Annotated in this window: 11 protein-coding genes; 5 read left to right on the top strand and 6 right to left on the bottom strand. The window is 42.0% G+C overall.

The window, feature by feature from the left end:
* On the top strand, positions 1-1,116 hold the full coding sequence (locus BLR93_RS15700; protein WP_093216609.1) for a GerAB/ArcD/ProY family transporter: 1,116 nt from the start codon (positions 1-3) through the stop codon (positions 1,114-1,116).
* A complete protein-coding gene (locus BLR93_RS15695) occupies positions 1,116-2,249 on the top strand; it encodes a Ger(x)C family spore germination protein (protein WP_093216606.1) in 1,134 nt (377 codons plus the stop codon). Before BLR93_RS15700 ends, BLR93_RS15695 begins: the two co-directional genes overlap by 1 nt.
* A 29-nt stretch (positions 2,250-2,278) precedes the next feature.
* Here BLR93_RS15695 and BLR93_RS15690 read toward each other — a convergent pair whose 3' ends face one another.
* From BLR93_RS15690 to BLR93_RS15670, 5 genes are all read right to left on the bottom strand, one after another.
* Positions 2,279-3,103 carry an aldo/keto reductase gene (locus tag BLR93_RS15690; RefSeq protein WP_093216603.1) on the bottom strand — a complete coding sequence of 275 codons (825 nt, stop codon included), beginning with the start codon at positions 3,101-3,103 and terminating at the stop codon, positions 2,279-2,281.
* Positions 3,104-3,244: 141 nt separating this feature from the next.
* Positions 3,245-4,465, bottom strand: a complete 1,221-nt coding sequence (locus BLR93_RS15685) for a quaternary amine ABC transporter ATP-binding protein (RefSeq protein WP_093216600.1) — start codon at positions 4,463-4,465, stop codon at positions 3,245-3,247.
* On the bottom strand, positions 4,465-5,322 hold the full coding sequence (locus tag BLR93_RS15680) for an ABC transporter permease (RefSeq protein ID WP_093216597.1): 858 nt from the start codon (positions 5,320-5,322) through the stop codon (positions 4,465-4,467). Before BLR93_RS15680 ends, BLR93_RS15685 begins: the two co-directional genes overlap by 1 nt.
* 158 nt (positions 5,323-5,480) lie before the next feature.
* A complete protein-coding gene (locus BLR93_RS15675; protein ID WP_093216595.1) occupies positions 5,481-6,500 on the bottom strand; it encodes an ABC transporter substrate-binding protein in 1,020 nt (339 codons plus the stop codon).
* A gap of 573 nt (positions 6,501-7,073) precedes the next feature.
* A complete protein-coding gene (locus BLR93_RS15670; RefSeq protein ID WP_093216592.1) occupies positions 7,074-7,403 on the bottom strand; it encodes a hypothetical protein in 330 nt (109 codons plus the stop codon).
* A 200-nt stretch (positions 7,404-7,603) separates the two neighbouring features.
* On the opposite strand from BLR93_RS15670, the gene BLR93_RS15665 reads away from it, so the two are divergent.
* Both BLR93_RS15665 and BLR93_RS15660 read left to right on the top strand, forming a co-directional pair.
* Entirely contained in the window at positions 7,604-8,044 is a 441-nt protein-coding gene (locus BLR93_RS15665) for a MarR family winged helix-turn-helix transcriptional regulator (protein ID WP_093216590.1), read from the top strand.
* A gap of 19 nt (positions 8,045-8,063) precedes the next feature.
* Positions 8,064-11,171 carry an MMPL family transporter gene (locus tag BLR93_RS15660; protein ID WP_093216587.1) on the top strand — a complete coding sequence of 1,036 codons (3,108 nt, stop codon included), beginning with the start codon at positions 8,064-8,066 and terminating at the stop codon, positions 11,169-11,171.
* A 67-nt stretch (positions 11,172-11,238) separates the two neighbouring features.
* On the opposite strand, the gene BLR93_RS15655 is transcribed toward BLR93_RS15660, so the two are convergent.
* Positions 11,239-12,327 (bottom strand): undecaprenyldiphospho-muramoylpentapeptide beta-N-acetylglucosaminyltransferase, encoded by a 1,089-nt coding sequence (locus BLR93_RS15655; protein WP_093216585.1) that lies wholly within the window; start codon positions 12,325-12,327, stop codon positions 11,239-11,241.
* Positions 12,328-12,430: 103 nt separating this feature from the next.
* On the opposite strand from BLR93_RS15655, the gene BLR93_RS15650 reads away from it, so the two are divergent.
* Complete coding sequence (locus tag BLR93_RS15650; protein WP_281241723.1) at positions 12,431-13,819, top strand: MATE family efflux transporter; 1,389 nt, start codon at positions 12,431-12,433, stop codon at positions 13,817-13,819.
* Positions 13,820-14,078 lie beyond the last annotated feature (259 nt).

Here is a 14,078-nt window from a genome sequence, read left to right as displayed (position 1 = left end):
GTGAATCCGAATGTGGTGGTAAAACCAAATCTACGCATCAAAGCCTTTTATCTGTTCTTTATCATTACCAGCCTTCAGACCGGTTCAGGAATCATGGGAGTCCCCCGCTATATATTTATGGAAGCAAAACAGGACGCCTGGATTTCCGTACTCATTGCCGGTGGACTCATCCATTTAGTCGTTGCTGTTATGCTGGTGATTTTGAACAAATATGAAAACGCTGATATTTTAGGTATTCAAATGGATATCTTCGGTAAATGGATCGGAAAACTGCTCGGAACCGGTTATATTATTTACTTTTTTTTCGTGCTCGTTAGTGTATTGGTCGATTACATTCAAGTCATTCAAATATTCGTCTTTCCAAGAGTCTCACCCTGGCTCCTGAGCTTAATGTTAATCCTATTAATAATCTATGCTGTTTCCGGCGGATTGCGGGTGGCAGTAGGAGTAACTTTTTTATTTTTCTTTTTCTCGCTATGGCTACTGATTTTCCTATATAAACCAATTTCTTTAATGGATTTCGAACACTTTCAGCCGGTATTGCAGGCTTCCCCGGCAGAGCTGCTGCGAGGTGCCCGCAAGACAGTATATTCTTATATTGGCTTGGAAATTTTGTTTTTCATTTATCCATTCATAGATAATAAACGGAAAGCAAAACAGTCGGCTCACTTAGGAGTGCTGCTGACCACTTTTTTAATCTTGCTTGTAACCGTTATTTGTATTGGTTATTTCAGCGGCAGGGAATTAGTTGAACAAATCTGGCCTGTGCTCGTTTTATTTAAGATCGTCGAATATGCCATCATCGGCCGGTTTGACGTATTAGTTGTGACTGAATGGATGATGGTGATTCTGCCAAATATAATATTTCTAACGTGGATGATAACTTATTCTATGAAAAGGTTATATAAAGTTCCACAGAGGAAAGCTTTATATGCTGTAGGGGCAACTGCCTTTGTGGGAGCAGGACTTGTAAAGAATGAAGTGGTCATTCTAAATTATATCGACAGGGTGGCCACTGCTGGTTTCTGGATAGCCTTTGTCTATCCGATGCTGCTGTTTCCGATCGTTTTAATAAAAAGAAGGAAATATACCAAACAAAAGGATGGCAAGGACTAATGCCCAAACTTCATTATGCTAGCTTATGCTTTATATTTATTCTGCTTGCCGGTTGTGCTCCTGCCTATCCCATTGAGAAGCTGGGGGTCATCAATACAATCGGGGTCGATATCAATCAGGAAAACGAGGAAATGCTTGACTCGACCTATGTCTTTTTCCAATTTGATCCGAACGCTAACAGTCCAAACGAATTAGTTTCTTCGACAGCGAAGACAATAAAAGGAGCAAGGGAGCGCGCAAATCTTAAATCTAACTTCCGGCTTGTTCCTGGTAAATTACGTGTACAATTGTTTGGCCCTTCTATAGCTGAACAGGGAATCTTCAGCATTTTAGACACTTTAAGCCGCGATGCGAAAATAACCGATACGATGTATCTGGCTGCTGCCGATAGTTCTGCAGGTGATATATTATCCCAGGTTTTTCAAAACAGTACGACGAATGTCGGCACCCATTTGTATCAATTAATTGATACAAATGTAGAACAGGAGATATTGATTAGAACGACACTGCGGGATTTTATGCATAAGTATTTTGACGTTGGTTCGGACCCGGTCCTGCCGTTGCTTTCTGTCAAAGATCAAATGCCGAGCATTACCAAAATGGCATTGTTCCAAGACGACAGGCAAGTCGGAGAAATATCCACAGAGGAAGGATTTTTCATAAAGCTGTTATCAGGCAAGTATCAGACAGGGAGGATAGAAGTTGATCTCCCCATCGAAAAGTTTGAATCAGTGAGAGAAACAGAAACAGATAACCGCAAGGAAGAATCGTTATTTTTAGCTCTTAGTGAGCTTCGCAGCCGCAACAAAATTAAACTAGTCTCTAAAGAAGAAGTCAAATTTAAAAGTGAGGTAAAAATCGAGGCGCGCCTTGTGGAACTTTCAGAGCAGCTGACACTAGATGACGAAAAAACCTTGCATAAGCTTGAGGATGAGATCGCTAAAAATCTGAAACAGCAAATTAATAATTTAATGGCTAAATTTAAGGAACTGAATGTAGATCCGATCGGCTTTGGTGAGATTTATAACACGAAGCACCCTATTACAAAAAAGGAATGGCGCGCCAAGTTCCCTGAGATGAAATTAGATATTGACTTGAAGGTAAAAATTCTTCGCCATGGAATTATCGAATAAGGCCTCCGGGATAATCCGAAGGCCTACTATTAATAATTAAAATGGTCTGGATGGGCTCCAAGCCGGAAATCCTCGTCAAGCTCGTTCATTTGTTCTATATCTTTTTCCGTAAGTTCGAAGTCAAAGATTTGGGCATTCTCCTGCTGACGGTTTGCCTTTACTGACTTAGGGATGATGATGACGCCATTTTGATAATGCCAGCGCAGGATTACTTGGGCTGACGATTTTTGATGCTTTTCAGCCAATTCCTGCAACATAGGATGATCAAGATATCTCCCTTTGCCAATAGGCGACCAAGCCTCGACAGCAATATGGTGCTGGCTGCAAAATTCGCGTGTTTCCACTTGAGAAAGCTTCGGATGCAGTTCAATTTGGTTCACCATCGGCTTTATCTGTGCGTCCCTCATCAAATCATCCAGATGATGGGGAAGAAAATTACTGACTCCAATAGCCTTTGCTTTACCCTCATCATAAATCTTCTCTAACGCTCTCCATGTATCCTTATATTTACCAGGGACGGGCCAGTGGATTAAATAAAGATCAATATAATCGGTTCCCAATTTGGTAAGACTGCGATTAAAAGCCTCCAGAGCTTCGGCAAAGCCTTGCTCATCATTCCATACTTTGGTAGTCACAAATATCTCTTCCCGAGGGATACCGCTGTCCTTAATCGCCTTGCCTACGCCCTCTTCATTTTGGTAAAAGGAAGCCGTATCGATATGCCGGTAGCCTATTTCCAAGGCAGATTTGACAGCCTGATATACATCGTTGCCTTCCTCTACTTTATATACCCCAAGTCCAACCGAGGGAATCTCTACCCCATTATGTAACGTCATGACTGTATTTAAGCCCATACTATCGGCTCCTTTCATAATAGAATCGTTCTTTTGCTTATTGTAAACAATTTGCTGAATGTTTGAAAGAAACACGATTCATAACCGGTATCAGCCATGAAAACAAAGACAGCCTTGCCGATAATAGGCAAGGCTGTCTTTTTAGTTAGTATAGCCGTGGTATTCTTTGCTTTCATTGACATCTTCAGCAACAAGCCCTGAAAGCACATGGACACGTAAGATAAATCCTTCCAGCTTATTATCCTGATTAACAACTGCCAGCGGATATTTGGATTCCAGTGCTTTAGGAATTAAATCACTAACATACTCTTCTCTCGATACTGTTGTTACATCCGTGCTGAGTACATCTTCCAGCGACTTTTTCTCTTTAATTCCTGTGATAGCTTCGTCAATCGTGACGATTCCTTTCAAATGCCGGCTGCGGTCAACGACAAAAACACTAGAAATTCCGTTTTCCTCCATTTCTTTGATAGCAACCTTCAGGCCGTCTTTTAAAGATACGAGGGCGTTCGGTTTGATCATTACGTTTTCAGCTTGAAGAATTTTAGAACGGTCGATATCTTTGATAAAGTCAGAGATATAATCATTGGCCGGATTTTCCAGAATCGCTTCAGGAGAACCGACCTGCACTACCTTACCGTCTTTCATGACAGCCACTCGATCGCCTAGCTTAAATGCTTCATTGACATCATGGGTGATAAAAACAATCGTCTTTTTTAGCCGCTCTTGAATATCAAGCAACTCTAGCTGCATTTCCCGCCGGATCAGCGGATCCAGTGCACTGAACGGTTCATCCATCAACAGGATGTCCGGATCGTTGGCTAAAGCCCGGGCAAGTCCCACCCGCTGCTGCATTCCGCCTGACAATTCATCAGGATATTTATCTTCATAGCCTTTCAAGCCAACTACTTCCAAGTTTTCCTGTGCGGTTTGCCGTCTTTTCTCTTTCGGTATATTTTTTATTTCCAGGCCATACTCAATGTTTTCAAGCACCGTCCGGTGGTCAAACAGCCCAAAATGCTGGAAGACCATGGCAATTTTCTCCTGCCTGAATTTTTTTAATTGGGAAGAATTATAATCGACTATATTCTCGCCATCTACATAAATTGCTCCATCAGTAGGCTTATTCAATAAATTGAAACAGCGGATCAAGGTAGACTTCCCGCTTCCGGACAGACCCATGATCACGAATATTTCTCCTTCCTGAATTTCCATGGAAGCATTATATACACCGACCGTATGTCCTGTTTCTTCCAATATGTCAGCCTTTGATTTACCATCTCTCACTTGAGCGATTACTGACTTTGGTTTGGGACCAAATATCTTGGAGACTTGATCAATTTTCACTTTGCTTTCTGCCATTATTTAGCCCTCCTATGCTTCTGGAATCGATCAGCAACCCCACCGGTCACTCGATCAATAATGATGGCTAAAAATACAATACTGATTCCTGCTTCAAATCCAAGAGCAATATCGATTCTGTTAATTGAAATTAATACTTGCTCCCCTAAGCCCTGGGCTCCAACCATCGAAGCGATTACGACCATTGCCAGCGCCATCATTGTTGTTTGGTTAACCCCTGCCATAATTGTCGGCAATGCCTGCGGAAGCTGAACTTTAGTTAGCATCTGCCATCTTGAGGAGCCAAACGATTGAGCAGATTCGACTACTTCCGGATCTACTCCCCTGATGGCAAGTTCAGTCAAACGGATGACTGGAGGCAGTGCATAAATCAAAGTCGCAAAAATAGCCGAAACATTTCCGAGTCCAAAGAAGAAGATGGCCGGAATTAGATAAACAAAGCTTGGCATTGTCTGCATTGCATCCAAAATCGGCCGCATGACGGTGGAAAAGCCTTTGCTGAACGCCATCCATACGCCAAGCGGGATGCCGATAACCAGGCAGATTATTACTGCTGACAAGACGATTGAAATGGTCATCATCATTTCGGACCATAACCCAAACGTCCCTACAAGAAATATAAAGAAGGCATACAATACGCCGGACCAAACCGACTTAAAATACCAGCCTAACAAAAAAATCAGAATCAGGAACAACCACCATGGCAGAAAATCTAAAAATCCTTCAATACCATTGATAGTCCTTGAAGATATAAAAAATATAAAATCAAACAGTCCTGCTAAAGCACTGTCCAGAAAATCAACAAAATTGGAGACATACTCCCCTAAATTACTTTGAATATCAGGAAAATCACCCATTGGCATAACTGCTTAATAGCAGTCTTCTCACCTCGCTTGTAAAATTATCAGTTAAGATATCATTCTTTTAAAGAATCGAAAGTAGCTGACCGAAGCCAGCTACTTATAGGAAAGGCTATGCACAGCCTTCATTTTTTCAAAACATTCCATCCCTATATTTAAAGGGCTTTCTGCACTTTTTCTGCTACATCCTCTGGGACCCATTCGGTCCAGATATCTTCATGCTCTTTCATCCACCAGGCAGCTGCTTCATCTGCTGACGCATCGTTTTCGTTCATGTAAGTCAATGCTTCCTCGGTAAGTTTACTGCTGGTTTCATACTTACTTAGAAAATCAACGACTTCCGGAGCTTGTTCAGGCAAATCTTTATGAACACCTACTACTACATCGTTCGGCGGGAATTCAGTGCCTCTTGTTTCCTTCCAGGTTTCTTCGTCATACGCTGGTTCCTCCAATAGTGTCAAATCATACATAGCTGTAACAGCTGTTGGAGACCAGTAGTATCCTACCCAAGCTTCCCCTGATTCATAAGCGTCAGCTAAAGAAGTAACAATTGCCGCATCAGAACCAGGCATAAAGTTATTCATTGTTTCATCTAATCCATAGGTTTCGAATTTGGCATCTATTTGTTCTGCAACAGCCCATCCGCTTGGGGCATTAAGAATACGCCCTCTGCCCGGGTCTTCCGGGTCTTCAAACACTTCTGGATATTTTTTTAAGTCCTCCACTGTTTTTAAGTCAGGCGCCATTGGCTCAATGCCGCGTTCTTCATCGCCCTCGATAACATAAGTAGGAACATAAATGCCTTGCTGATTATCATCGAAGTTGGTAGATACTTTTTCAATATCGCCGGCATCGATAGCTTCCTCATATACTTCTTTTACGTTGTCTGTCCAAATTTCCATATAAGCATTGATATCGCCTTCACGCAGACCTTGCAGGGTAGCTGCGGTGGATCCTGGTGTGACTTCTGTTTTATAATCATAACCATTTTCAATAATCATTTGAGCAACACTGTTATGGAATCGAATACTATCCCATCCGGCATCAGCAAGGACAATTGTTTCAATGCTTTGTCCGCCTTCAGAACCGTTTTCACCTTCGGAATTGTCTGATCCTCCACAGGCTGCAAGGACTAAAAGTAAAACTGTAGCCAGTAACAAAAATAACTTTTTCATTAATTTCTTACCCCTTTTTCGTTTAATTTTATTTATTCGACCTAGAGATGAAAAGCATTTTAATTTCACGGTTAGAAAATTCAAAGAAAGAACAATATTTCAACTAATTGGTGATTGCTGCCACGGATGGAAACAGAGAAAAATTCACGCAAAAATAATTGGCCATCCTTCCAATTTCTTTACTGCTATTTATTATTATTGCTTAATCGCTTTTATTTAATCACAAGGAATGATCATAGTTAGAGGGCTATATGTAAAAGTTTCACCAGGAGGTTTAGAAGAAATAATGAGAGCTAGTATTGCTCAACAATATCAATGAACACCGAAATCACAAAATTAAAATGCTGTCAATGGACAACATCTTACATTTTACCTTAATATCCATATGAATCCAAATACGCTAACAAGTAGTTGTTAGCGAAGAATGTCGATAAATGTCACTAGAGGATAAATAAACACTAATTGTAGCCGTTTATTATCATTTGCTCGTTATTTCTGCCGCTAAGGAAAAAAAATCAGAAAATTTTTTAGTGTTTATTACCCTGTTTTATATTGTTTCAAACCTCATTTTGTTTACTTTGGCACATTTATTTCTATGAAGAAATACGAAAATAGACGGATAAGTACCCTATAAAAAGCCAGTGCCCCTATCAAATCTCCGATAAGCCCCCAGGTATCCACAAAAAGCAGCCAGCCTGCAAGAACAGCCATAATTAGCGAGGTGATATTGGCCGCTGCAACATTGACTGGTGTCCAATTGTTGTAAATGGTCGATGCCTCTTTTTCAACTTCCGAAAAACAAACATAATGATAAGGCCTGACGCGAAGCCAATTGGATGCGGTGATAAGTTGATCTCGTTTTTGAATGGTTTTTCCACAGTAGCGGCAAGTTAATTGTTTCATTATTAGGTCCCTCTTTTTTTGTTTTTTTCCATTATAACTAATTCTCTTGCTGCTTGTCCTGTAACCTTCTAATAAATGACTAAACGTTGAACATGTTATTTTTGACGTCCTGTTGCTTTTTAACAGGCAACATGGTAACTTAATATAGTTCAATAATGAAACTATTCACTTATGAAACAAACATGAAAGGAAGCAAAGAGATGCAAGCCAAAGAGCTAAATGAATTAATCGATATTTATACCTCTGCAATGAATGAAGTAAATCGAAGGGTTAATATACTTATGAATGAACAGGTGCATCAGGAATTAACATCTGATCAGTTCGCGACGTTACGTTATGTGCAAAAAAAACAGCCATGCACAAGCTCAGATATCGCCCATGAATTTGCTATCGGTAAAAGTGCTGTGACTGCGCAAATTAATCGAATGGTAGAGCGAGGATTAATCGACCGGCAGCGGGATGAAGAGGATCGGAGAATCGTTTACTTGAGTTTAACGCCAACAGGGGAAGAAACCATGGCTGAAGGGACACAAAGGCTTTACGAGGTGCTCGGCGAAATTCTTTCCGAATTCAGTGAACAGGAAATTGAGAGATTTGTTCAATCTCTTGAAAAATTAGTCAGCATACTTAGGAAACATTAACATAAAAGGAGCTACAATCATGCGAAAAATCATTCAGTTTCGGTGGGTAATATTCGTTATTTGGATTGCTGCGGCAGCTGCATTACTATTATTATCTCCTAATTTACAGGAGTTGGTCAGGGACAAAGGGCAAATCGGCGTTCCTGAAGGCTATTCTTCTACGAGAGCTAGTGAACTGCTGGAGCAGATGTCCAATGATGATGCTGAAAATACTACAAGTGCTGTCATGGTATTCCATGAAGAAAAAAGCCTGACAGCCAGCCAAAAAGACGATATTGCCGAAGGAATAGACCGCTTGCAGTCAAACCAGGAGGATCTGGGCATCTCTAATGTCTTATCCTTCAGGGATGACGAAAGGATTGAGGAGCAAGTTGTTTCCGAGGATGGCACGACGATCATGGTACCGATGACCGTTTCTCTCGCAGACAGGGATATCGATCAATCACGCGACGTATTATATGAAGCAACTGCCTCAATCGATGTTGACCATTTATTAACTGGAGAAGAATACATTTCCCAAGATATACTAGTCAATTCTGAAGAAGGCTTGAAAAAAACAGAATATATTACAGTGGCCATTATTCTCATTATTCTCTTTTTAGTCTTCCGGTCACTCGTTGCTCCATTCATTCCACTGCTGACAGTGGGCATTAGTTATTTGGCAGCACAAGGCATTGTATCGATTTTGGCCGATACGGCTGATTTTCCGTTATCAACCTTTACGCAAATTTTCATGGTAGCTGTCATGTTTGGAATCGGGACAGATTACTGTATTTTACTGATCAGCAGATTCAAAGAAGAACTAGCGAACTATGAAACTACGAAAGAAGCCGTACTGGCAACCTACAAAGCAGCTGGCAAAACGATCTTTTTCGCAGGCTTGGCTGTCTTGATCGGCTTCTCGACGATTGGATTTTCGACTTTTTCGTTGTACCAGTCGGCTGTGGCCGTTGCTGTGGGAGTTGCTGTCGTATTACTTGCTTTAGCTACCTTAGTCCCGTTCTTTCTTGTTGTACTCGGCAAAAAACTGTTTTGGCCGTTTGATAAAAATGTCTCCCATAAGGAAAGTAAACTTTGGGGAAGTGTCGGAACCTTTGCCTGGACACGTCCACTCATCGCTATGATTATTGTCCTTGTAGTCGCAATCCCTAGTATTATTGCTTATAACGGACAAAAATCCTATAACTCTCTGGAGGAAATCGGAGATGATTACGGGTCTGTTAAAGCCTTTAATTGGATTGCTGACTCTGTCGGACCTGGGCAGGCGATGCCGGCAACCGTTGTATTGGAATCTGACAAGAAAATCGAGTCGCCTGAGGACTATCAGGAAATCGAACTCATTTCCCAACAGATTGCTGCCTTGGAAGGTGTCGACCAAGTACGAAGCGCTACAAGACCTGCCGGCGAGGTGATTGAAGATTTCACTGTAGACAGCCAAACCGAACAATTAAGCGACGGTATCGGGGAGAGCACAAACGGCATTGACGAAATCCAAACCGGCTTTGCAGATGCTGCCAGTCAGCTTGAGGCATCACAGCCACAATTAGAAGAAGCTGCGTCTGGTGTCGATCAATTGATGGCAGGCACTCAGGAAGCTAATGATGGAATTGGAGAAATGCAGACAGCTTTATCAGAAATACAATCAGGAATTGCTTCTGGTGCTAAGGGCGCAGGAGAAATCCGAAATAACTTGGAAACCATTCAGGCCAACCTGCAGCAGACAATTCAAGGAAACCGGGATCTTCTCGAAGGATACCAGGGGCTTGAACAAGGAATAACCTCTTTAGTCCAAGGATATCAATCAATGGAGCAAATTCTTGGCAGCTCGCTGCAAGGCTTTAATCGGGCTGAACAAAACAACCCGGCACTTTCCAGTGACCAGGATTTCCAAACAGCGAAAGGCCAGCTTGCGGCTGTCGTCAATGGCACAAGTAACCAGCCAGGCTTATCCGGTCTAAACGATACACTGGAAGCACAAGTGCTTTCAGGTTTACAGGAAGCAAACTCAGGGTTAAATAGTACGATTGATGCGCAATCCCAGCTATCTGATGGAATCGCACAGCTTATCAGTGGAACCGATGATTTGCAAAATGGGCTGAATCAAGCTGCTGCTGGTCAACAACAGGTAGTTAATGGGATTCCAAGCCTACAAGATGGGTTAACCCAAATCTATGGTGGCCAGGAAGAACTAAAAGACGCCTTCAGCGACATGCAAGGACAGCTATCTGAGCTTTCCAGCGGACTACATGAAGGAGCAGGTGGCCTGGTTCAAATTTCTGATGGGCTTTCCGAAGTGCAGTCCTACTTGGATGAATTTTCTACTGCCACACAACAGCCGACGGTGAATATCCCGGAAGAAGCTGTTGAGAATGAAGATTTTCAAGAAGGCATAAAACCTTATCTATCGGATAGCAAAACGGTCACTACTTTCGAGGTTGTCCTTTCCGATAGTCCGTATGCCACCGAATCGGTTAACTTTATCAACGATATAGAAAAGACGGTGAACGGCGCTAAGGCAGGAACTATATTTGAGAATGCTGATACTGCTATTGCCGGCATAAGCAGTACGAATAATGATTTACAAGAAATATCTGACCAGGATTATTCCAGAACAGTCATTTACATGCTTGCCGGGATATTTATTATCCTTATCCTTCTCCTGCGGTCCCTGATCATGCCGATTTATCTGATAGGTTCATTGATTTTAACGTATTACACCTCGATGGGAGTAGGCGAAATTATCTTTGTCAACATCATGGGTTATGAAGGAATCAGCTGGGCGGTTCCGTTCTTTGCTTTTGTTATTTTAGTTGCATTAGGGATCGACTACAGCATTTTCTTAATGGATCGATTTAATGAAAACCATAGCTTGCCCGTTAAGGATGCGCTGTTATCAGCAATGAAAAACATGGGAACAGTTATAATTTCCGCAGCTGTCATTCTTGGCGGTACATTTGGGGCGATGATGCCTGCTGGTGTTTTGTCGCTGTTACAAATTGCTACCGTTGTATTAACCGGATTATTCTTATATGCGTTCATTATGCTGCCGCTGTTTATTCCAGTCATGGTACGGCTGTTTAATAAGGCCAATTGGTGGCCATTCCACCGCAAAGAAACCGACAATTAAAGCCAAAAATAAAACAGGGACTGTCCACAGGTAATTTTAGTTAACTACCGGAAACAGCCCCTGTTTTTTAATGATTTTTATTGATGGATTTACAGGCTAGTTTTATAGTATTGATTACTTGTTGTTTCGCTTCGCGGCTTTCGTACTTCCGCATATGCTTTAGCATTTCGTTTTTGTTTTCTTTCAAATTCTTCAGTTCACTCACTAATCGTTCATCGGTCAGCTCTTCCTCTTCCACCATTTGCGCATAGCCTTGTTTTTGAAAAGACTTTGCATTGAGGATTTGGTCGCCTCTGCTTGCGTTTCGTGAAAGCGGGATTAACAGCATTGGTTTCCTTAACGCGAGAAATTCAAAAATGGCATTGGAGCCTGCCCGGGATAAAACAAAATCGGTAGCGGCAAATAAATCGCTTAGTTCCTCATTGACGTATTCAAATTGACTGTAGCCCTGTTTCTTAATCGAGCTATCTACATTGTTCTTCCCACAAATATGGATAATATGATACTCCTCAAGCAGGATATCCAATTGACTGCGGACAGCCTGGTTTATTTTAGCAGAGCCGCCGCTTCCTCCCATTATCAGTAGGACAGGCTTGCTATTATCAAAATTGGCGATAGCCAATCCTTTTTCCTTTTTTCCGGAAAACAGCTCTTCTCTGACAACCGCACCAATCCATTCGGCCTTCTTTTCCGGCAGGTGCTGAATTGTTTCTGGAAATGTCGTCAAGACTTTTTTAGCAAAAGGGATAGCTAGTTTATTGGCAAGCCCAGGGGTATAATCAGATTCATGGATAACTGCAGGTATTCTTCTCAGCCAGGCGGCTGCTAACACTGGTACAGAGACAAACCCGCCCTTGGAAAAAATTACTGAGGGCTTATTCCTGCCAATAATCCGGTAAGCCTGCAGTGTCCCGTTCAGTACTTTGAATGGATCTTTAAAATTTTCTTTTGAAAAGTAACGGCGCAGCTTCCCTGTCGATATCGAGTGGTATTCGACATCATTTAAACGGCTGATTAGCTCCTTTTCAATGCCATCCTTAGAACCAATATAATCAATTTTCCAGCCTTCTTGTTGAAAATAAGGGATAACGGCAAGGTTAACAATTACGTGCCCTGCCGTACCTCCTCCTGTAAACAAAATGCGTTTGTCACTCATAAAATGCTTCCTCTCTCTTTTTAAAAATTTCGGTTTATATGCTAATGATCTCATCTATATAAATTAATGGTAATGTGCTATAATCCTCTCTATCCTAATAGAAATCCACCTAAAAAGGAAGAGTTGTATGTATCGCACACAAACCTTGCAACAGAAAATAAAACTATTCCTGCTGATGCTCATTCCCATTTTAGTAACTCAGTTAAGCTTATATGCCATGAATTTTTTTGATACGGTCATGTCCGGCCGGTTCGGAACAGAGGACTTGGCTGGCGTTGCCATCGGTTCCAATCTCTGGGTGCCTATTTTTACTGGGATTAATGGTATATTGCTTGCATTATCACCTATTGTCTCTCAATTAATAGGTGCTAACAAAAATAAAGAAGTTCCGGAAATCGTTCGCCAGGGCATATACTTATCGATTGTTTTAGCGATAATCGTCACTATTATCGGCCTTTTTGCTGTCGACCCTATATTAAACCAAATGGACTTGGACCCCGAGGTTCGCCGGGTAGCCAAATATTATTTAGCAGCATTAGGATCAGGCATCATCCCTTTGTTCCTATTTAATCTGCTCCGTTGTTTCATTGATGCACTGGGACAAACCCGGACTTCCATGGTGATCATTTTGATCTCACTGCCATTGAACATTCTGTTTAACTATCTATTTATATTTGGAAAGTTCGGCATACCTGCATTAGGCGGCATTGGGGCAGGGATTGCTTCATCATTGACCTACTGGATTTCTTGTGCCATTTCCCTTTGGATTGTGCACAAATATAGCCCTTTCCGCACATTTGGCGTATTCACCAGTTGGAAAAAGCCTTCACTGGCTGCCTGGATCGAACAATTGCGCATCGGAGTTCCAATTGGGTTTGCAATCTTTTTTGAAACAAGCATTTTTGCTGCAGTCACACTGTTAATGAGCGTTTATAATACAGAAACAATCGCTGCGCATCAAGCAGCTATCAATTTTGCTTCCTATTTATACATGATTCCATTAAGTATTGCAATGGCATTGACGATTGCCGTCGGCTATGAAGTTGGCGGCGGCCGGACCAAGGATGCCAAAGTGTATTCGTATATCGGCATTAGCTGCGGTATTGCCGTTTCTTTTCTGGCGGGGCTTATTTTATATACGCTCGATGATACTGTGGCGAGGTTATACAATGACAATCCAGCTGTTATTGAGCTGACTAAGCAATTTATTTTTTATGCGATATTCTTCCAATTTGCTGATGCTGTCGGCGCTCCCCTGCAAGGTGCTCTGCGCGGCTATAAAGATGTCAACATCACATTAATTATGGCTTTGGTTTCCTACTGGCTAATTGGCCTGCCCAGCGGCTGGCTGCTTGCCCACTACACAAGCTTCGGCCCGTTTGGCTACTGGATGGGAATCATTATCGGATTAAGTGCGGGTGCAATCACTTTATTCGGCAGGCTTCTTTATCTGCAACGGACACTTACCCAAAACAAACAGCCGGATTACTAACAGAAGAAGTTGGGAGTATGGTGGCCAAAGTGAAAATCGAACGATGGTGCCAAATCCTTAGGATTCGAACTCGTTCGATTTTTTCTCATGTTTAAGATAACCTGCGAACACAGTGACAACCTTTTTCCTTTTTAACAAAGTTGGGTGCTTAAACTTGCGCCGACAGCATACTCCGCTTTCCCGTGGGCACGGTCTCAGCCTCGTCCTGTTTTCACTGGAGTCAACGTATTCTGCCTGCGCTGATACGGCTGTTCTTACT

Origin of the sequence: Sediminibacillus albus (genome assembly GCF_900101125.1) — a bacterium.
GTDB lineage: Bacteria > Bacillota > Bacilli > Bacillales > Amphibacillaceae > Sediminibacillus > Sediminibacillus albus.
Note: the sequence above shows the minus strand (reverse complement) of the source record. Positions and strands in the feature narration are given on the sequence as shown.

Bases quoted from the DNA above. Each gene is read 5' to 3' on its own strand.
- BLR93_RS15680 (WP_093216597.1), bottom strand. From the start codon at position 5,322: ATGGGTGATTTTCCTGATATTCAAAGTAATTTAGGGGAGTATGTCTCC.
- BLR93_RS15675 (WP_093216595.1), bottom strand. From the start codon at position 6,500: ATGAAAAAGTTATTTTTGTTACTGGCTACAGTTTTACTTTTAGTCCTT.
- BLR93_RS15685 (WP_093216600.1), bottom strand. From the start codon at position 4,465: ATGGCAGAAAGCAAAGTGAAAATTGATCAAGTCTCCAAGATATTTGGT.
- BLR93_RS15690 (WP_093216603.1), bottom strand. From the start codon at position 3,103: ATGGGCTTAAATACAGTCATGACGTTACATAATGGGGTAGAGATTCCC.
- BLR93_RS15695 (WP_093216606.1), top strand. From the start codon at position 1,116: ATGCCCAAACTTCATTATGCTAGCTTATGCTTTATATTTATTCTGCTT.
- BLR93_RS15660 (WP_093216587.1), top strand. From the start codon at position 8,064: ATGCGAAAAATCATTCAGTTTCGGTGGGTAATATTCGTTATTTGGATT.
- BLR93_RS15665 (WP_093216590.1), top strand. From the start codon at position 7,604: ATGCAAGCCAAAGAGCTAAATGAATTAATCGATATTTATACCTCTGCA.
- BLR93_RS15655 (WP_093216585.1), bottom strand. From the start codon at position 12,327: ATGAGTGACAAACGCATTTTGTTTACAGGAGGAGGTACGGCAGGGCAC.
- BLR93_RS15670 (WP_093216592.1), bottom strand. From the start codon at position 7,403: ATGAAACAATTAACTTGCCGCTACTGTGGAAAAACCATTCAAAAACGA.